9 protein-coding genes are annotated in these 18997 nt (G+C 68.5%); 3 read left to right on the top strand and 6 right to left on the bottom strand.

The window, feature by feature from the left end:
- Positions 1 to 2: 2 nt before the first annotated feature.
- The 3 genes from ACTQ49_RS00630 to ACTQ49_RS00620 form a co-directional block, all read right to left on the bottom strand.
- Positions 3 to 338: a WhiB family transcriptional regulator gene (locus ACTQ49_RS00630; RefSeq protein WP_441825906.1), complete on the bottom strand. Its 336-nt coding sequence runs from the start codon at positions 336 to 338 to the stop codon at positions 3 to 5.
- A 96-nt stretch (positions 339 to 434) separates the two neighbouring features.
- Positions 435 to 602 carry a hypothetical protein gene (locus tag ACTQ49_RS00625; RefSeq protein ID WP_441825905.1) on the bottom strand — a complete coding sequence of 56 codons (168 nt, stop codon included), beginning with the start codon at positions 600 to 602 and terminating at the stop codon, positions 435 to 437.
- 101 nt (positions 603 to 703) lie between these two features.
- Positions 704 to 2878 carry an ATP-dependent DNA helicase UvrD2 gene (locus tag ACTQ49_RS00620; protein ID WP_441825904.1) on the bottom strand — a complete coding sequence of 725 codons (2175 nt, stop codon included), beginning with the start codon at positions 2876 to 2878 and terminating at the stop codon, positions 704 to 706.
- A 123-nt stretch (positions 2879 to 3001) separates the two neighbouring features.
- Here ACTQ49_RS00620 and ACTQ49_RS00615 point away from each other — a divergent pair, with 123 nt between their 5' ends.
- From ACTQ49_RS00615 to recD, 3 genes are read left to right on the top strand one after another with little or no spacing between them, the layout of a single operon-like run.
- A complete protein-coding gene (locus tag ACTQ49_RS00615) occupies positions 3002 to 6238 on the top strand; it encodes an exodeoxyribonuclease V subunit gamma (RefSeq protein WP_441825903.1) in 3237 nt (1078 codons plus the stop codon).
- Positions 6235 to 9684 carry a UvrD-helicase domain-containing protein gene (locus tag ACTQ49_RS00610; RefSeq protein WP_441825902.1) on the top strand — a complete coding sequence of 1150 codons (3450 nt, stop codon included), beginning with the start codon at positions 6235 to 6237 and terminating at the stop codon, positions 9682 to 9684. Before ACTQ49_RS00615 ends, ACTQ49_RS00610 begins: the two co-directional genes overlap by 4 nt.
- Before the next feature lie 28 nt (positions 9685 to 9712).
- The gene (recD, locus tag ACTQ49_RS00605; protein ID WP_441825901.1) at positions 9713 to 11542 is read left to right on the top strand and encodes an exodeoxyribonuclease V subunit alpha; all 1830 of its coding nucleotides are present in this window, start codon (positions 9713 to 9715) and stop codon (positions 11540 to 11542) included.
- A gap of 6 nt (positions 11543 to 11548) precedes the next feature.
- Here the strand turns inward: recD and nudC are convergent, their stop codons facing one another.
- The 3 genes from nudC to ACTQ49_RS00590 are packed head-to-tail and all read right to left on the bottom strand — an operon-like array spanning position 11549 to position 18964.
- Complete coding sequence (gene nudC / locus ACTQ49_RS00600; RefSeq protein WP_441825900.1) at positions 11549 to 12418, bottom strand: NAD(+) diphosphatase; 870 nt, start codon at positions 12416 to 12418, stop codon at positions 11549 to 11551.
- Between the two features lie 10 nt (positions 12419 to 12428).
- Entirely contained in the window at positions 12429 to 15704 is a 3276-nt protein-coding gene (locus ACTQ49_RS00595; protein ID WP_441825899.1) for an ATP-dependent DNA helicase, read from the bottom strand.
- Positions 15701 to 18964, bottom strand: coding sequence for an ATP-dependent helicase (locus ACTQ49_RS00590; protein WP_441825898.1), 3264 nt, complete (start codon positions 18962 to 18964; stop codon positions 15701 to 15703). Before ACTQ49_RS00590 ends, ACTQ49_RS00595 begins: the two co-directional genes overlap by 4 nt.
- Positions 18965 to 18997 lie beyond the last annotated feature (33 nt).

Raw genomic sequence — 18997 nt, 5'->3', positions numbered from 1 at the left:
CGTCAGGCCGCCCGAGCTCCCATCCCGAGGGGAGTCTGGTCCGGGATCGGATGTTTTCGAGGTCTTCCGCGTGGCCGCTTGCGGGCGATCACGACGCCATCCTGGAAGAGCTCGCCGCCCCACACACCGTGGGGTTCGGCACGGTCCAGAGCTGCGGCGAGACACTGCTCGCGGACCGGGCAGCTGCGACAGATCTGCTTCGCCTGGTCCACGACGCCCATGTCGTCGGAGAAGAAGAGCTCTGGCTCGGCGTCTGAACACGCCGCCGGCGTGCTCGGGGTGCTGAGATCCACTTCCTCGAGATCCCACGCGTCGGCGGTGGTGAGGGTGCTGCTCATGACTGGAAACTCCTGGAGGCCTTGATTGCGGATCCGGAGCAGGAAAAAGGCCGTGACTCCGGGTTTCCCCGACGTCACGGCCTGCCAGTGCGTGGCTCAGACCATGGGACTCGGAGAAGGGTGCTGGTGGGTGTGGTTGACGAGGGTGCTGTTGTCGGCCCCAACCGTCTTGGGGCGACGCGTGCCCGGAACGGTCCAGCCAGCCGAGGCGAGGGCGGACGACGGACGCAGCTTCATCGCAATCGCGGTGTTCTGGTTGTTCATGTCTCAGCCCTCCCTTCGGATCTCGTCCCACACGGCCCTTCCGTGCGAGTTCGTGGTGCCCAATCTATGGTCTGCCGAAAGAACCTGCAAGGTATTTTTGACTAGGGGTCTTGACGCCCTTCGCCGTCCATCGGCAGCTCCTCATCGGCACCAGGGGACTCGCCCGCCACGAGTGCCAGCAGGTCCGCCCCGTGGCGTTCCAGTTTGGAACGCCCAATCCCTGCGATGCGCAGCAAGTCCTGCTCGGTTCGAGGGCGTGACTCGGCGACCGCCACCAGTGTTGCGTCGGTGAAGATCACGAAGGCCGGCAGGCTGGCCGCCTGCGCCGTCCTGAGCCGCCACGCCTTCAACCGGGCCAGCAGCTCCTCGTCGATGTCCGAGGGACAGCCCTCGTGGCGACCCAGCTTGCGTTCCGCACCGGTGCCAAGACTCTTGTGACAGACCCGGCAGGTCTGTGACTGCGCGCTGCGTCGATTGCGGCGTCGAGGAGTTGCCGCCTGTTCCGCGGCCTGCGCCACGGCGGCCGGCGTCAGCCCGTCGAGGAAGCGGGACGGCCCACGGTTGCCCCGGCCCCCGGTACGGGACCGACTCCACGAGATGCGCAGATGGCGACGAGCACGAGTGATGCCCACATAGAGCAGCCGCTTCTCCTCGTCGAGCTGTTCCGGGGTGGTGGCCAGGACGAACGGGAGCGTCCCCTCCTGCATTCCGAACAGCGCCACCGCATCCCACTCCAGGCCCTTGGAGGCGTGCAGCGTGCCCAGGGTCACTCCCTGACTGACGGGCGCCTCCTGCAGGGCGGCTCGCTCGTTGAGGGCACCGACCAGCTCCACCAGACCGTGCTCCGGATTGTCCACGGCAATGTCATGAGCCAGATCCACCAGGGCGTTCAGCGATTCCCACTTCTCACGCACCGATCCGGATCCCTCCGGCGGCTCCTGCGACCACCCGACTCCCGCGAGCACATCCTTGAGCAGGGGCAGTCCCGGCCCCTCCGGCTCAGCCCGCACCGCAGCGCGCAGCTGCGCGAGCGCCTGTCGGATCTCCGGCCGCTCGTAGAACTTGTCGCTGCCCCTGACCAGATAGGGGATCCTCCGCTCGCTGAGGGCGGCCTCCAGCACAGGTGACTGGGCATTGATGCGGAAGAGCACCGCCATCTCGCGCCACTCGACGCCCTCGCCATGGCGGGCCGTCAACCACTCGGCAATGGCCCGGGCCTCTTCCGCCTCCTCCGGGTGGGAACCGAACTCGACGGCCGGACCGCTGGGCTGCTGTGCCACCAGGTTCACGCCCTGCAGACTGCCCGCCGTGCCAGCGGCATGAGCCGCCAGTTGTGCCGCCCGACGTGGGGCCATGACCTTGTTGGCCAGGTCAACCACTTGGGGCGTGGAGCGATAGTCCCGCACCAGCCGGATCACCCTGGTACCAGGATGTGCCACTGCAAAACCCGTCAGGAAGTCCGCGCGCGCCCCGGCGAAGGCATGGATGGACTGGTGGGGATCTCCCACCACGCACAGGTCACGCCGCTCCCCCAACCACAGGTTCAGCACGGTCTGCTGCAGCGGCGAGACGTCCTGGTACTCGTCCACGACGAAGTGTCGGTACTGCTGGCGTACCTGCATCGCGACGTCCTCGTGTTCGCTCAGGAGCGCGGCGGTGCACAGCAGGATGTCGTCGAAGTCGATCTGCCCACGATTTCTCTTGGCCGTCTCGTAGGCGGTGAAGACCCGCGCGACGGTCTCCGGGTCTGCCCCTGCCAGCACACGGTTCGCCGCCCGGGCGATGGCCGGGTACTCCCCCGCCGTCACATTGGAGACCTTGGCCCAACTGATCTCCCCCACCAGGTCCCGCAGGAGCCCGGTGTCCACCTGCAGCCCGCTGCGGGAGGCGGCCTCGGCCACCAGTGACATCCTGCGATCCGTGACCTCGGGCAGCTCCACACCATAGGCCCTGGGCCAGAAGAACTGGATCTGACGCAGCGCCGCCGAATGGAAGGTGCGCGCCTGGACGCTGCCGACCCCCAGCTGGTGCAGCCGGGAGCGCATTTCGCCGGCAGCTCGGGTGGTGAAGGTGACGGCCAGCACACCACGCGGATCAAGAGCGCCGGTCAGGGCCCCGTACGCGATCCGGTGCGTGATGGCGCGGGTCTTGCCGGTCCCGGCACCCGCGATGACGGCCACGGGCGCATCGAAGGTCGTCGCAACCTGCCGCTGTTCGGCGTCGAGGGCTTCCAGGACGACGGACGGGTCTGCGGGAGGTTGGGCAGGACTGGACACGAAGGTCACCCTATCCACCACCTATGACAGTCCCCGGGTGCCCGCCCGCGACCTCCCGGGTGCCCGTGGTCGTCGAGGTGTCGCCGGAAACTGTCAGTGCCCGCCTCTAGGGTTGGGTGCACGATGACCAGTTCCCCTCAGCAATCCCCCCAGCACGGTGCCCAAGCACCTCGAGTACTCTCGGCGAGCCCAGAGCCCGGCCAGCCGGGGCTCCATCTGGTGCTGTGCCCACGCTGGGAGGATGTCAGCAGGCAGGTCACCGCCACCCTGCTGGCGGAGTCACCGGGTGACCCCTTTGCCACCCACGTCGTCGTCACGGACTCACCAGCAGCCCGCCGTGCCCTCTCGCAGGAGCTCGCCAGCGCCGCTGGAATAAGCTCGGGGGTGGACTTCATCGGCCTGCACACACTGCGGCGGCGCCTCGAAGAAGACCTGTTGGGGATCGTGGGCAGCAAGGACCCCTGGCGCAGCCGAGGCCTGGCGGCCGCAGTGCTCGAGGTCATGGACGCCAACCACGACGAGCACTGGTTCGCGCCGGTGGCGATGCATCTGGGGGCGAGCAGCACGACGCCGGAAGCTCGTCCCGGGCGGCGAACAGCCACCGCAGATCGCATTGCGCAGCTCCTGGTGCGCTACTGCCGCACAGCGCCCGAGCTCATCCGGGCCTGGACCGCGGGTGACGACGTCCTGCCCGACGGCACGCCCCTGGACGAGCGCCATGACTGGCAGCCACAGATGTGGCGGCGGGTCCGTTCCCTCCTGCCAGTGCCCGATCCGGTCAGCCGACATGACCAGCTCCTGCAATGCCTTGACCAACCGCGTGACCAGACGGACCGAGCACCGCTGTTGTTGGTGAACCAGAGCCCGTGCTCTCCGCTCGACCGCGAACTGGTGACAGCCCTGGCCAGGACCAGACCCGTCACCCTGTGGCAGGTGGCGCAATCGCACCCGCACAGCTCTCTCGCCCAGGCGTGGGGAGCCACCGAGGCGACCAGTCTTCAGCGTTGGACCACGGTCGCCACCTCAACGTCGAGCTGCTCGACCCATGGGGACGGCGAGCTGCTGCCCCCATGGGTCGAGATCCACGCGTCGCATGGTCCGGACCGACAGGTCGAGGTGCTGCGTGAACGTCTCTGTGGCCTGTTCGAGGACGATCCAACCCTGCAGCCGCGCGACGTCATCGTCGCCTGCACGGACCTGGACGAATTCGCCCCGCTGGTGCGCGCGGCCTTCTGTCTTGACCCGAAGGCCGTCGAGGGGACCCTCCACCCGGGCCATGGACTGCGCGTGCAGGTCTCTCGGGCGTCGGTGTCACAACCGAACCAGGTGCTGGCCACCCTGCGGCTCCTTCTGGGGCTGGCCGGGGAACGTGCCAGCTCGCAGGACCTGGTTGACCTGTGTTCCAGCATGCCGGTCAGGCATGCCTTCGGGCTCGACGATGACCAGCTCGAACGCATCACGCGACTGGTGGCACAGGCAAACATCCGCTGGGGGCTCGACGGGTACCATCGCGCTGCCTTCGGCCTGGACCAGGTTCGACAGTCAACCTGGCTGGCTGGCTTGGACCGCATCCTCACTGGAATCGCCATGGGCCCGGAGCCCCTTGCCTGGCTGGGTACCGCCCTGCCCGTGGAACAGGTGGACAGCACCGACGTGCTGGCCGCCGGAGCCCTGGCGGAACTGGTCTCGCGCACGCGCAAGCTCGTTGCTCAGTGGCGCACTCCGGCGACGGCCAACCACTGGGTCGAGCGTCTGCAGGAGGCACTCGACCTCCTGGTGGACATGCCGCCGGAGCACTCCTGGCAGATCACGGAGGTCCGCACCGAACTGGCCGAACTCGCCGACCAGACGTCGGGCCGCACGGCGCTGCTTGACCTGCCGGACATGGAAACCCTCTTCGACCGGTTACTGCCGGGCTCCGGTGGCCGCCCCAACTTTGGCAATGGCTCCCTCCTCTTCGCCCGCTTGGAAGATCTGGGGCGGGTTCCACACCGGGTCGTGGTGGTGCTCGGCCTGGACGACCAGAGATTCCCGCGACGCCTGCTGCTGGACGGAGATGACCTCACGGCCACCAGCCACGGTGGCGATCCAGAGACTGGTCCGCGGGCTCGATCGCGCCAGCTCCTCCTGGATGCAGCGGCTTGTGCCCGTGAACGGCTCGTCGTGGTCCACCAAGGCCTCAATCCACGTACCAACGAGGCGGTCCCGGAGCCCGTGGCCGTCGTGGACCTGGTGACTGCCGCCACGGCATCCCCCCGGGTGCGGCTGGCTCGACACCAGCACACATTGCAACCACAGTCGAGCCTCAACTTCCACTCGGCGCAGGAGGAACCACCCTTCAGTTTCGACGTGGCCGCAGCCCATGGTGCTCGTGCCAGGCAACTGTTGCTCTCCAGCATCGAGAAGGAGTCGATCCCGCTCTGGCAGGCCGACTTCGGTCCCCTTGCGGACGAGTCGACCGATCTGGACCTCACGGATCTGGTGGACTTCTACCGCCATCCCGCCCGGGAACTCCTGCGCAGACGCCTCGGCGTGACCATGACGGCGTGGCGACAGGAGTTGCACACCGACCTGCCCGTGGAGCCCAATGGGCTCGAGGAATGGGCCATCGGGGAGCGCATGGTGCGGTTGGCGCTCGATGGTCTGGCTCCCGGGCAGGTGGCCGCGGCCGAGCGGCTGCGCGGCGCTCTTCCGCCGGGCCAGCTCGGCAGCCGCACCTTGGAGAAGTTGATGCCCACCGTCGCGCGCGTGGTGGACTGCGTGAACCGCGAACGTGACGTGGAGGGCCGTGACCTTGACTGTTCGGTCCAGGTCAGCCGTGGCGGGAGCCTCTCGGGCAGGGTCCGGATCCATGGCAGCCAGTGCGTGAGGTACGGCTTCTCCCGAACCAATGCGGTGCACCTCCTGCAGGCCTGGTTCGACCTGTTGGCGCTGTCCTCCTGCCATCCCAGTCCACCAACCGGCTGGCGCTCGGTGCACATTGGCCGCGATGCCGTCGCAACGCTCACCGCACCGCCGCCCGAACAGTGCGTTCGGCTCCTGGACGAACTGGTCCGCATGCGCGACCAAGGCTTGCGAAGGCTGCTTCCATTGCCAGTCAAGACGGCAGCGGTCTTCACCGGCGCCACGCCGCTGCGCCCCTATCGAGACCACGATCCACAGGCACGGGCAGTGAGCGAATTCCGCTACGAACATGATTCGGACTGGGCCCGCTTCATGGGCCCCCGGCTCGATGTGCTGCGCAGCATCGAGCGCATCGACGGCGATCCGGGACCGATCGGGCCGTCCCGATTCGAGAATCTGGCCGACTGGCTGTTCACACCACTGCGCGAGCACCTGAGCGTGGGGAACCTGCGATGACTGACCCCACCGGCCCGAAGGACCACGACGTGACCGAGATGACCACCTTTGATCTGTGCGGTCCCCTGCCCGAGGGGACCACCGTGCTCGAGGCATCCGCGGGAACCGGCAAGACCCATGCCATCACGGCCCTTGCCGTGCGCTACATCGCAGAGGGGCATTTTCGGATCGACCAGATCATGATGGTGACCTTCTCCCGGGCTGCGACGGGCGAGCTGCGCCACCGCGTCCATGCCCGGCTGCGAAATACGCGAGCTGCGCTGGAGACCTGGCTCGCCGAGCGCACGCCGCCAGCCGAAGACGTTGACCTCTTCCTCACCCGGGCACCTGACGAGCAGGTCCGCGCCCGCCTGGGAAACGTCGAGGAAGCCCTCGCCTCCATCGATTCGGCGACGATCGCCACCACCCACGAGTTCTGCCAACGCATGATCAGCAGCCTCGGTCTGCTGGTGGACCACGATCACACCGCCCGTTTCGTGGACGATGAGGACGACCTCGCCACCCAGGTGATCCACGACGTCTATCTGGCCCACGAGGTGAATGGCTCCGCCACCCCGCCGGGCCGCCTGGCAACCTTCGCCCGCTTCGCCGCAGTGGGCCGAGCTGCGCTGCGGGAGTCGGCGGCCGACCTGGTCCCCGTCGAGCCCCGCGGCCTGTCCGCCGAGCGGGTGGCCTTTGCCCAGGCGGTTCGCCGCGAGTTCGACGTTCGCAAGCGACGCAGCGGGATCTACACCTTCGACGACATGGTCCATCGCCTGCGCGATGCCCTCGTCGTCCTGCCCACCAGGGAACTGGCCCGCGCAGCGCTTGCAGAGCGCTACCCGCTCGTGATGATCGACGAATTCCAGGACACCGATCCCGTGCAGTGGGAGATCGTCGAGTCCGCCTTCGTGGGCAGGTCAACGGTCGTGCTGATCGGTGATCCCAAACAGGCGATCTACGCCTTCCGAGGTGCGGACGTGTACAGCTACCTCGACGCCGTGGAGGGTGCGACGGACGTGCGCACCCTGTCGGTCAACCACCGCTCGGATGCCGCCGTCGTGAACGGCGTCCTGGAGCTCTTCAGCGGGTCCACCCTGGGTTCCCCGCGGATCCTGGTGCGCCCGGTCACCGCCCGCTGCACACGAGCTCGCATCCGGGGGCCACAGGCCGATCCCGCGGTGCAGGTGCGCTGTCTGGAGGCACCCGGCCGGCACGGATTCTCGTCACCCACCGCCGCTCGGGCCGTGGACGCCGACCTGGTGGACCAGGTGGTTGGCATGCTCCGCGACGGCTGGCAGGTGGATGACGGCGGTGGGTGGCGCGATCTGCGACCACGCGACATCGCAGTGCTGGTCCGCTCGAACTGGCGCGGCGAACAGATCCAGAGCGCGCTTGACGCCGCGGGCGTGAGTGCCGTCTTCGGTGGCGCCAGCACGGTCATGGCCAGCGAGGCCGCCCAGTCATGGCTGGATCTGCTCCGGGCACTGGTGGAACCCTCGGCCCAGGCCATGAAGCGAGCTGCGCTCGGCCCGCTCGTCGGATGGGATGAGGTGGGTCTGGCCGCCTCGGTCGACGAACGTCCGGGCGCCCGGTCCCTGGCGACCCTGGCCGTGCTCGTGAAGACCCTGGGACGCATTCTCGAGTCACAGGGCATCGCCGCCGTCCACGAGGCATTGGCCGACCACACCGACCTGTCCCGGCGGCTCCTGTCCCGCTCTGACGGGGAACGGATCATGACCGATGTTCGCCACGTCGCCCAACTGCTCAATGACGCGGCCGTGCGCAACCAGCTGGGGCCGGCGGCGCTCACTGCGTGGTTGGAGGAACGCATCGCGGAGGCGCGCGGCAGCCGTTCGGATGACCGCACCCGACGGCTGGAGACGGACTCCTCCTGTGTGCAGGTCATGACCATCCACGGAGCCAAGGGACTCGAGTTCCCCGTCGTCCTGCTGCCCGAGGCCGCACACGAGGCGCCCAGGGAGCCCCGGCAGGGCGATCCGAGCGTCCTGCAGCTGGACGGACGACGGGTTCTGGACGTTGGGATCGACGCCGAATGGCAGGGACGTCAGGCCATCCGGCAGCAACAGGAGCGGGCGGAGTCCCTGCGCACCCTCTACGTGGCCAGCACGCGTGCCAAGTCTCGCCTCGTGCTGTGGTGGGCACCCACCCGAGCGCACACCCAGGGTTCCGCCCTGCATCGCCTCTTGCGTGGGCCCCGGACAGCGGGTTCCGAGCCCGAATCGGCCTACGAACTGCCCGAGGACCCGTTGTCCGTCGTCGGTCTGGACACCTCCCTGGTAGCACTGGTCCGCGCGGGCAGCGGCGGCACCGGCCGCCTCGAGATCCCGCCCACAGCCATGCCGACACTGGTGGCACGTCCCTTCACCCGCGCCATCGACACGACATGGCGGCGCACCTCCTACTCGGGTCTGACGCAGGAGGTCCACGGCCATTCCACCCTCCCTTCGACCGCCGCCGAAGCCGACGACATGCCGCCCGACGAAGTGGAGCTGGACGAGGCCGGGCTGGACGAGGCCGGGCTGGAGGAGGCCAACCAGGGCAATCTCGCGCCCGACAGGGCCGACGGACCGCAGCGGCCTGCCGGGCCCGCCTCGGCGCTGGCCGAACTGCCCGGTGGCACCCAGTTCGGCACGCTGGTGCACGCCGTCCTGGAGGCCGTCGACGTCACCTCTGACACCCTGCACCAGGACCTCACAGACCTCGTGGCACACCACAGTGCGCGTCAGACCCTGACCGGGCTGGACCCGGAGGCGCTCGTCCGGGGGCTCGAGCAGGTGCTGGAAACCCCACTGGGCCGCATCGCCGACGGACTGTCCCTGGGACAGATCCCTCCCGCCGACCGGTTGGCCGAACTCGACTTCGAGTTGCCCATGGGCGCACCCCACACGGACGGCACGCACAGAAGTGGACGGCAGCGCGCCCATGCCACCCTGGGCAGCCTGGCCGATGCCCTGAGCGATCCGGTGCTGACCGGGGGCGACGCCTTCGCCGCCCGCTATGGCCGGCACCTCGCCCAGAGTCCCGTGGCGGAGAAGACCCTCAACGGATTCCTCACCGGATCGATCGACGCGGTCCTGCGCACGGGTGGCAATGACCAGCGCTTCTGGGTGGTGGACTACAAGACCAACCGAATCCCGGTCCCGGAAGGCGTTCCCCTGAGCTGCGAGCACTACACGCCAGAGCCGATGGCCCGGGCCATGATCGAGGCCCACTACCCCCTGCAGGCACTGCTCTACTCCGTGGCGCTGCACCGCCACCTTCGCCTGCGGCTTCCCGAGTACACACCGGCCCGGCACCTGGGCGGAATCGGTTACCTGTTCGTCCGCGGAATGGCTGGCAAGGCCACCCCAGTCGTCGATCAGACCCCATGCGGCGTGTTCACCTGGCTGCCCTCGGCCGCACTGGTGGAACACTGCTCCGAGCTGATGGGAAGCACCCGATGAACCGCCGCGTCAAGGCAGGAGGATGGCAATGAACAAGGCTGCGGAAGTCGTCTCGGCCACCGGACTGCTGCAGCAGTTCAACGAGGCGGGGGTCCTGCTGCCGCCGGACGTCCACGTCGCCCAGACACTGGGTCGGCTGGCCGCAGAACAGTCACAGGAGGTGCTGCTGGCCGTCGCCCTGGCTGTTCGGGCTCTCCGCCTGGGATCGGTTTGTCTGGACCTGTCGGGAGTGCGGGAACGCGTGGTGGCGGAAATGCTCGACCCAGCACTGGCACAGTCATCCGCCGCGCAACAGGATGCGGCCAGCTTGGCGTGGCCGGAGCCCCAGCACTGGCTGGACTGTCTGCGCGAATCCCACCTGGTGGCGCAGGGAGCCGAGATCCAGGTGAATCAACGTCCGGTTCGGCTGGTGGAAGACCTGCTCTATCTCGAACGCTACTGGGCAGAGGAAAGCACCGTCCGGCTCGCGCTCGACCACCGTGGCGAGCAGCTGCCGCCCGCGGTGGATGAGGATGCCCTGACCAAGGTCCTCGACCAACTCTTCGACGGTCGAGGGCTCGCTCCGGACGAGGTGGACCACCAGCGCAATGCCGCGTTCGAGGCGGCTCACCACTGGACGAGCGTCGTGGCCGGTGGCCCGGGCACGGGCAAGACGACCACCGTCGCGAAGCTCCTGGCAGTACTGCAGACCGTCAGCGACCAACCGCTGCGCATTGCGCTGGCTGCCCCCTCCGGCAAGGCCTCGGCACGGCTCGAGGAAGCCGTGACGAGTGCACTGGGCAATCTGCCCGACACCATCCCCCGGCCGGCCATCGCCAGCGCCTCCACCCTGCACCGACTTCTCGATGCCCGGGGCCCCGGTGGTGGATTCGGGCGCGGACCGAGCAACCCCCTCCCGCACCACGTCGTGGTGGTGGACGAGATGTCCATGGTGGCCCTGCCGCTGATGGCGCGGCTCCTCGAATCACTGCGGCCGCAGACCCGCCTGGTACTCGTCGGCGACCCGAACCAGCTCACCTCGGTGGATGCCGGTGCCGTACTGTCCGACTTGGTCCGGGCGGCCGACCTCGAAAAGGGCGCCGAGCGGCCAGCTCGCGGCGCCGTCACGGTGCTCACGCACACATGGCGCTTCGGACGCGGTATCGCGGCCCTGGCAGAGGCAATCCGACGAGGTGAGGCCCAGGCCAGCCTTGACCTGCTCGATGCCGGACACGACGTGGAACTCGTCGATGCGGATGCGGGCGGGCTGCTCCTGGAGGAACTGGGCGCGGTGCACGATCGGATCCTTGCGACTGGTCACGCGGTGCACGCGGCGGCGGTGGCAGGTGATGTGCCGGCTGCCCTGACCGCCCTCGACACCCATCGGATCCTGTGCGCACACCGCGAGGGGCGCTGGGGAGTCTCCCGGTGGGGACGCATGGTGGAGGAGACGCTGCGCCGAGAGGTCCCCGACTACGGTCTGGAAGGCGAGTGGTACCTGGGCCGCCCGGTCCTGATCACGCAGAACCTGAGGGATCTGCAACTGTCCAACGGTGACGCAGGTGTCGTCGTCGCCACCCCGCAGGGAGCCCGAGTGGCGATCGGAACCGCAGAGCAGGCTCGGACCTATTCGCCATTCCTGCTGGACCACGTCGGCACCCTGCACGCCATGACGATCCACAAGGCGCAGGGCAGCCAGTTCCAGGACGTGACGGTGGTGCTCCCCCCAGCGGAGTCCTCACTGCTCACCAGAGAGCTGCTGTACACCGCCGTGACCAGGGCCAGCCAGCGGGTGCGGTTGGTGGGCAGCCGCGAGGCCGTCACCAAGGCCATCGAGAACCGCGCCGTGCGTGCCTCGGGGCTCGCCCGGGGTTGGTGACCCGGTTCAGACCCGGATGGCGCCCTCCGGGGCTGGGAGCCCTCCCCTGCTCCACAGCTCAATGATCCTGCCGGCCACCGAACCGGTTCCCGGCAGGGTCAATCCCCGCTCGACCTCATCGCGCAACCGTCGAGGGGTGTACCACTGGGCCCATTCGATCTCGACCCCGTCCACCTCGATCTGTCCCCTGCCCCGGGCGACGAACCCGAGCATGAGCGAGCGTGGGTAGGGCCATGGCTGACTGGCCAGGAAACGCGCCTCCACGACGTCGATCCCTGCCTCCTCCCGCACCTCACGGACCACGGCGTGCTCGGCGCTCTCGCCGGCCTCGACGAAGCCCGCCAGGATCGAGACACGACCTTCGGGCCACGCGCTGTGGTGCGCCAGCAGCAGCCGGTCCTCGGCGTCGAGAACCGCGACGATCATGGCCGGATCCGTGCGGGGGAAGTGCTCCGCGCCGCAACTGGGGCAGCTGCGTTGGAAGCCGCCATGGACGATGCGGGTCGACGCTCCGCACCGTGGGCAGTGCTCTGCGCTGTCATGCCAGGCGAGCACGGCGGTGGCGGCCGTGACGAGTTCACAGGCTGCCGAGTCGAAAACACTGTCACGCAACGAGCACCCGTCGACGACCTCACCGCGGGCACAGAACCATGCTGTCCGGCCGACCCGGCCAAGCAGGACATGCCGCTGTGGATCGAAGTCCGGCCCCGACTCGAGCGTGGGCTCGCCCGCTGCGTCACGCGCGACGCGACCAGAGCGGTCCACGACGAGCAGCCGTGCTCCGGGTTCACGCCACAGGGCGCGCAAACTCCCAGGATCTGCCCTCACCGGGGCCAGACGGTCCAGTTGCGGCTCGAGATTCCAGGCAGGGTTCACGAGCCCGAGGCTACCGGCCGACCTTCTCCACCGGGAGCGCCCCGCCGCGGGCCAGCTCCAACAATTCCTCCTCTCCGGGCAGCTGCGGCGGACGCTCCACCTCCCCGCTGAGCACGTGATAGAAGACGGCATCGACATTCTCCGGCGGAACCTGCCGGGCCTGCGCCCAGGCCAACCGGTAGATCGCGAGCTGTGTGGGGTCGCTGGCGCGATTGGCCGTCTTCCAGTCAACGACCTGGTAGCGGTGCTCGGAGCCGGACACTGCCGTGTAGACGGCGTCCATGCGACCGCGCAGCAGGCTGCTGCCCAGGACCAGCACGAACGGAACCTCGACGGCCAGCGGCTGTCGATTCGCGTAGGGCCCTTCTTCGAAGGATCGGATGAGGCGTTGGAGGGCCAGGTCGGACTCGGTGAGCTCCGTCTCGGGCCAGTCCTCGGGGTCAACCAGCGTCGCCAACCCGAAACGGCGCTCAACCCATTCGTGGAAGCGAGTGCCCAATGTCGCGGCGGCGGAGACTGGGCGAGGCATCGGCCGCACCAATGATGCGGCATAGCCCTCGGGGTCTCGTCGCGCCGCCATCAACGCGGAGGCCGACAGGGCTGACGGCATGGCCACCTCCACCACTTCACGCCGAGTGTCGTGGGCCTCGGCCAGCAGCTGGTCGATCTCGACATCCCAGCCGGCCACGATCGCCTCTTGGTCGAGGGTCAGGGGTTCGGCAGTTGCCTCGAAGGACCCGGTGGCCCGGAATGTGCTTCGAGCCCGCTCCACCAGCTCGGCGGCCAGGAGGCGACGTTCCTGGGCATCCGGATCGGGCATCACGGGCCAGGGCACGCGAGCCTGTGGTGGAGCCACCGGATTCTCCTCGGCCACCGGCCCGGCCACGGAAAGCACCTGCCCCTGGCGTTCAGCTTCGGCCATCGCTGCCCCCAGGTACTTGGCCTGCTTGCGGGGCCTGGACTGCCCCGGCCGCCAGGTGTGACCGCTGGCGGTGAGCTGGCTGCGAGCCCTGGTGACGGCCACATAGGCCAGGCGGTCCTCTGAACGTGACTGGGAAGACCTCAGCTCCTTGGCATAGTCGTCGAGCGCCTGGTTGGTGGCATCCTGCAACTGCGGAATCCCCGCGGCATCACCGCGGAGTTCAGCGGGCAGGACCGCCCCATTCCTGGTCCAGTTGTCGCTGACCCGGTCCGAGGGGAAGACTCCTTCCACCAGACTGGGCAGGTAGACGACGTCCCATTCCAGGCCCTTCGATCGGTGAACGGTGAGCAGCTTGACGGAGTTGCGCTCGCTCGGAGTGGCCTGGTCCAGTCCGGCGCCATGTTCCAGCTCTGCGTCGAGCCAGGCCAACAGTCCCCCGAGTGAGCCGTCCCCGTCGACGTCGGTGTACTCGGCCACCGCGTCAGTGAAGGCGGTGAGTTGACCGAGCCGGTTGCTGCGCACCAGTTCCTCACTGGCCGCCAGCTCGATGTGCAGCCCAAGGGCCTCGATCACCCGCTGGACCAGTTCTGGGACTGGTTCGTCGGCATGGCTGCGCAGCTGCGCCATTTCGGCGCTGAAGCGGGCAAGACGCTCTCGAGCCTCCGGGCTGTAGTCCAGGTTGCCAGGGCTGTCCACCGCGTCCAGCAGGCAGACGACTTCCGCCGGATCCACCTCGGCGATGGCGTCGGCCAGGTCCGATTGGAGGTTGGATTCCGCGGGGTGTTCCCCCCGCGACTCACGCGCGAGCTCCACAGCGCGACGGCCCAGCAGGACGAGATCCCTCTCACCGATCCGCCATCTCTGTCCAGTCAGCAACCGGACGGTCTCCGGGTTGGCCGTCACGTCGTGCACCAGTCTCAGGGTGGCCACGATGTCGGCGATCTCAGGCAGTCGCAGCAACCCGCCCAGCCCCACGATCTCCACTGGCACGTCGCGGTCCGCCAGGGCCTGGAAGATTGGCGCGATGTCTGCATTGCGACGAACGAGGATCGCGATGCGGGCCCAGTCGGATTCTCCGTGCGGCCCGCGCGTACCCTGTCCTTCGGCCACCACCTGGTTGGCCAGCCAGGCGACCTCCTCTGGCCAGGTGTCGAAGGTGGCCGCGCGGACACTTCCCCCTTGGTTCTCCTCGGGAGCTCGGAGCTCGATGGGGACGCGACCGTCGCGCACCAGCAGTGGATCGTCGCGCAGGCTGGTGGCCACCACATTGGCCACGTCCAGGATGCGCTGGCCACTGCGCCGGTTCGTGCTGAGACTGTAGGTGCCGGCAGGCTGGCCCTGTGCTGTGGGGAACTCCTCTGCGAACTGGAGAATGTTGCTGGCCGCTGCACCTCGCCACCCGTAGATGGCCTGGAAGGGGTCTCCCACAGCCGTCACGGCATGCCCACGCCCCTGTGCAGGGTGCGGGCCGCTGAACAACCCGCGCAGCAGTTGCGCCTGCGCAGAGGACGTGTCCTGGTACTCGTCCAGCAGCACCACCTTGAACTGGTCGCGCAGGACGGCAGACACGGCAGGGACGCGTTGGACCAAGCGCGCCGCAACGGCCATCTGGTCTGCGAACTCCACCAGACCCAGCTCCTGCTTGAGTCGCTGGTAACCGTCGACCAGATCCAACAGCTCCAGCCGTTCCTGGGCCGCCGCGCTCGCCTGGGCCACGGCAGCGTAGACATTGCCGCGATTGTTGCGGGGCGCCTCCGCCAGGTGTTCGACGAACTCCTGCGAGTGCGCCACCACCTGTTCGCGTTCCACAAGATGTGAGGTCATGTCGGCGTCGAGCTTCAGGACCCGTTCGGTGACGCTGACGGGTCGCAGTCGAGACAGCTGCTCGAAAGGCCCCGTCGCCTCGCTGACAGCACGGGAGGCCAACCGGTGGCGCGACGCTCCGGTGAGCATTCGAGGATCGTTCTCCACCCCGATGCGCAGGCCGTGTTCGTCGACCAGGTGCGCGGCGAAGGAATCGTAGGTCATGATGACCTCCTCCCCTTCCGCATCCTCTCCCTCCCGAGCCAGCACTCCGGCACGGTCCAGGGCCTGACGCACCCTCGAGGCCAGTTCTGCTGCCGCCTTGCGCGTGAAGGTGAGCCCGAGCACTTCGTTCGGGGCCACCTGGCCGGTGCCCACCAACCACACCACCCGGGCGGCCATCACGGTGGTCTTTCCCGAGCCGGCGCCAGCGATGATCACGGCGGGCTCCAGCGGTGCGGTGATGCACGCCAACTGCTCCTGTGAGAAGCCGATGCCCAGGGCATCGCACAACTCCTCGGTGCTGGCCAGCGTGCGTCGTGTTCGGGCGGAGATGCTCATCGACCGACCTCCGGGGCGGTTGTCATCGCGGGACAGCTGAGGGCAAAGGGGCAGAACTGGCAGCGGTCACACCGGGTTGCCTCGAAGCGTTCGGACCGGATCGTCCGGGCGGCCCGATCCAGGTGCTCATGAACCCACGTGGGGTGGTTCTGCTCTGCGTCACGACCATCCTCGGCAGCGTTGTCCGGCCGCGGTTGCCCGCGTCTGCCGTGGGGCAGGTCCTCCAGCGAGGGCTGGGTGAGCACCTTGGGCCACGGGCTCTCCCCCAGCTGCTTGCGCAGGTAGACGAGCTCCGCCCCGCCGACGCGGCGCTCACCCGGCGCCAGATGATCGAATGCGCCCTGCTGTGCCGCCAGTTGGTAGATACCCAGCTGGTCCATCTGGTCGACATGTGCCTGGGTCGGGACCGTTCGTCCGGTCTTGAAGTCGACCACGTGCAGTCGGCCCTGCCCGTCGCGTTCCAGCCGGTCGACACTGCCGACCAGCACGATCTCCTCATCGCCGATCTGGACCGTGGTGCGGAAGGCGACCTCAACGCCGAGAACCTCCCTCTCGGCGGCTGCGTCGGCCCAGGCAACGAAACGCTCGAGGGCTGCCTGGGCCTCGACTCGCTCCGACGCCGAGAGCCATTCAGCGTCGAAGCGCATCTGTCCCCAGACCTCGTCCAGGTGGCCGGTCAGGTCCTCCAGGTCCAGGTCATCACTCATGGCGTGCTGGGCCAGCACGTGCACCACCGAGCCCAGTGAGGCTGCGCTGCCGCGCTGGGCCTCGGCTCTCGCCTGTCGGGCCAGGAACCAGTGACGGGGGCAGTCCAGCAAGGACTCCACCTGGGATCCGGACAAGGTGATCTCCTTGTCGGCCTCCACCACGGCTGAGGTCGCCTGCGAGTGGTCAAGGATCCCCCACCATGAGCCGGGGTCGGCACCTGGCACCAGTGGCTTGCCCGCCGGGTCGGTCTCCTCACTCAGGCGTGCCAGTCGCACCGCAGCCGCTTCACGCAACGCGGGTGCGGCCGTCGGGTCGGTGCAGACGCACCGCAGCTCGGCCACCAGGGCCGGGAGGGTGGTCGCCCTGCGCCGACGCGCTGGCACCCATTCCACGTCGACTCCGAGTTCCTGCAGGAAACGGGATGGCTGCTCCCCTTCCCCTTCGGCACCCTCAACCGCGCAGACCACGAGCGTGTCGGTGGCGCGGCTGCATGCCAGGTGGAAGAGCCGTCGTTCCTCCGCGAGGACGGTACTGGTGGGATTCGGGGGCAGAACCCCTTGGCGAGAGATCCTGTCCGGTTCCAACAGGGTCCCGCGACGGGTGAGGTTGGGCCATGTTCCCTCTTGCACCCCGGCAACCACCACCAAGGGCCACTGCTCACCCTTGGCCCGATGCGCCGTCACGACCCGAACACCGCGATCACGCAGATCCGACTCCCGATTGGTGTCCGCCGGAATGGCCTGCGCGGAGACCTCCGCAACGAGCGCACGCACACCCTGCTCCCCCACCAGATGGGACTCGCGGGCAGCAAGATCAAACAGGGCACAGACCGCATCGAGGTCACGATGGGCGCGATCGGCGCCGTCGCCGCCGCCGAGTGCCCGGGCGCGGAGCAGTTCTGGCCACGGGGTGCCGTTCCACAGCTGCCACAGCGCCATCTGTGCCGAACCACCCCTGCTGATGCTGCCGCCCACCTGGGCCAGAAGCTCGCCCAGCGCCTGTGCGCGACGCAGTTCGGCTGATGGCTCGTCGGACTCACGCAGCGCGACGGGAACCGCCCCCGGGTCTGCCACCAGAGCGGCAATCAGGTGGGCGGATGCTGTCAACGGGATCTCACCGTCGACTTCGGCCGACTCAGCGCGACGCAGGAGCCGCCCGAGTCGCCTCAGTTCGAGACTGTCCAGGCCGCCCAACGGGGAGCGCAGCAGACGGGCCGCCAGATCAGGCGCCACCCCCTTACCTCGCGCCAAGTCCGAGGCCGCCTCGAGTCCCATCAAGAGCGGGCGCACGGACAGTTCGCCGGCCAGGGCGATGTCATCTCCTGCCACCTGCACCGGCACACCTGCGGCCGCCAGACCGCGGCTCAACGCTGGCAGGTCACCTCGCCCGGATCGGGTCATCACGGCCATCTCGGACCAGTCCAGACCGCCATCGAGATGAGCGGTTCGAAGCAGCTCGGCGGTGTGTTCGACCATCGCGGTGAAGCTTTCGTGCACCTGTGCCACAACTCGCCCCCGGGCCTGCGCGCGGCCGGCACGGGGAGCAGGGCCAGAGCCATTGCGGGGCAACCTGGCCGACACCCCGGAACAGGCCCGCACGATGTCCGCCGCGTTGCGATGATTCACGCCCAGATCGATCCGCTCGGTCGGGATGGCCCCCCGGCCGATGATCTCGGCAAAGTCCGTGACACCGCGCAGTTCCGCGCCCCGGAAGGCGAAGACAGTGGTGCTCGGGTCGGCGAAGGCAACCAGGTCGAGGCCCAGCCCGGCCAGGTCTGCGAGCAACTCGATCTGGGCACGGTCAAACTCCGCGAACTCGTCGACGTGCACCGTCGACAGCTCTGCTTGCAGGCTCTCCCGCACTGGGGTCTGCAGCAACAGCAGTCGCGTGCGGTGCACGAGTTCTGAGTAGTCGATGGCGCCCTCGGCATCCAGGACGTCCAGGTACTCGTCGTAGAACTGCCCGACAGCCACCCATTCGGGCCGGCCGGCAGCACGCCCAGCCGCGGCGACGTCCAGGGGGTCCATCCCCAGCTGGCGGGTGCGAGCCAGCACGGCGCGGACCTCCGTGGCGAAGGCCCTGGTGGACCGGGCCGCCATGAGGTCCTGTGGCCAGTCCGAGCTGTCATGTCCCGCCAACAGTTCGCGGACGCGAAACTCCTGCTCCGGAGCGGTCAACAGACGCACCGCCTCCTCACCCTCGGCGGCACCGTGGCGCCGCAGCAGCGCGTGGCAGAAGCCGTGTACAGTCATCACCTTGGGGGCGAGCTGGCTGCGGCCCAGGCGGCGCACGATCCGGGCACGCAGCTCCTGAGCCGCCGGACGCGACCAGGTCAGCACCAGACTGGGGCCCAGATCCCCGTCGACAGCCCTGGCGGCCACCGATTCCACCAGCGTCGAAGTCTTTCCAGTGCCCGGCCCCCCAACCACCAGGAGGGCACCACCAGAGGCAGACGCGCGGTGTTCCAGCACACGTCGCTGGTCGTCGTCGGGCGTGAAGGTGTGCACCCCTCGCTCCAGAGGCGGGGTCAGGAGGAACTGTCGTCCGGTCACGTGCACCATGCAACCAGAGCCCTCCGACAATTT

Source organism: Luteococcus sp. Sow4_B9 (assembly GCF_052116585.1).
In the GTDB taxonomy this organism is placed as follows: Bacteria; Actinomycetota; Actinomycetes; order Propionibacteriales; family Propionibacteriaceae; genus Luteococcus.
This window is presented reverse-complemented; position numbering and strand designations above follow the sequence as displayed.

Bases quoted from the DNA above. Each gene is read 5' to 3' on its own strand.
- recD (WP_441825901.1), top strand. From the start codon at position 9,713: ATGAACAAGGCTGCGGAAGTCGTCTCGGCCACCGGACTGCTGCAGCAG.
- ACTQ49_RS00625 (WP_441825905.1), bottom strand. From the start codon at position 602: ATGAACAACCAGAACACCGCGATTGCGATGAAGCTGCGTCCGTCGTCC.
- ACTQ49_RS00630 (WP_441825906.1), bottom strand. From the start codon at position 338: ATGAGCAGCACCCTCACCACCGCCGACGCGTGGGATCTCGAGGAAGTG.
- ACTQ49_RS00595 (WP_441825899.1), bottom strand. From the start codon at position 15,704: ATGAGCATCTCCGCCCGAACACGACGCACGCTGGCCAGCACCGAGGAG.
- ACTQ49_RS00615 (WP_441825903.1), top strand. From the start codon at position 3,002: ATGACCAGTTCCCCTCAGCAATCCCCCCAGCACGGTGCCCAAGCACCT.
- ACTQ49_RS00610 (WP_441825902.1), top strand. From the start codon at position 6,235: ATGACTGACCCCACCGGCCCGAAGGACCACGACGTGACCGAGATGACC.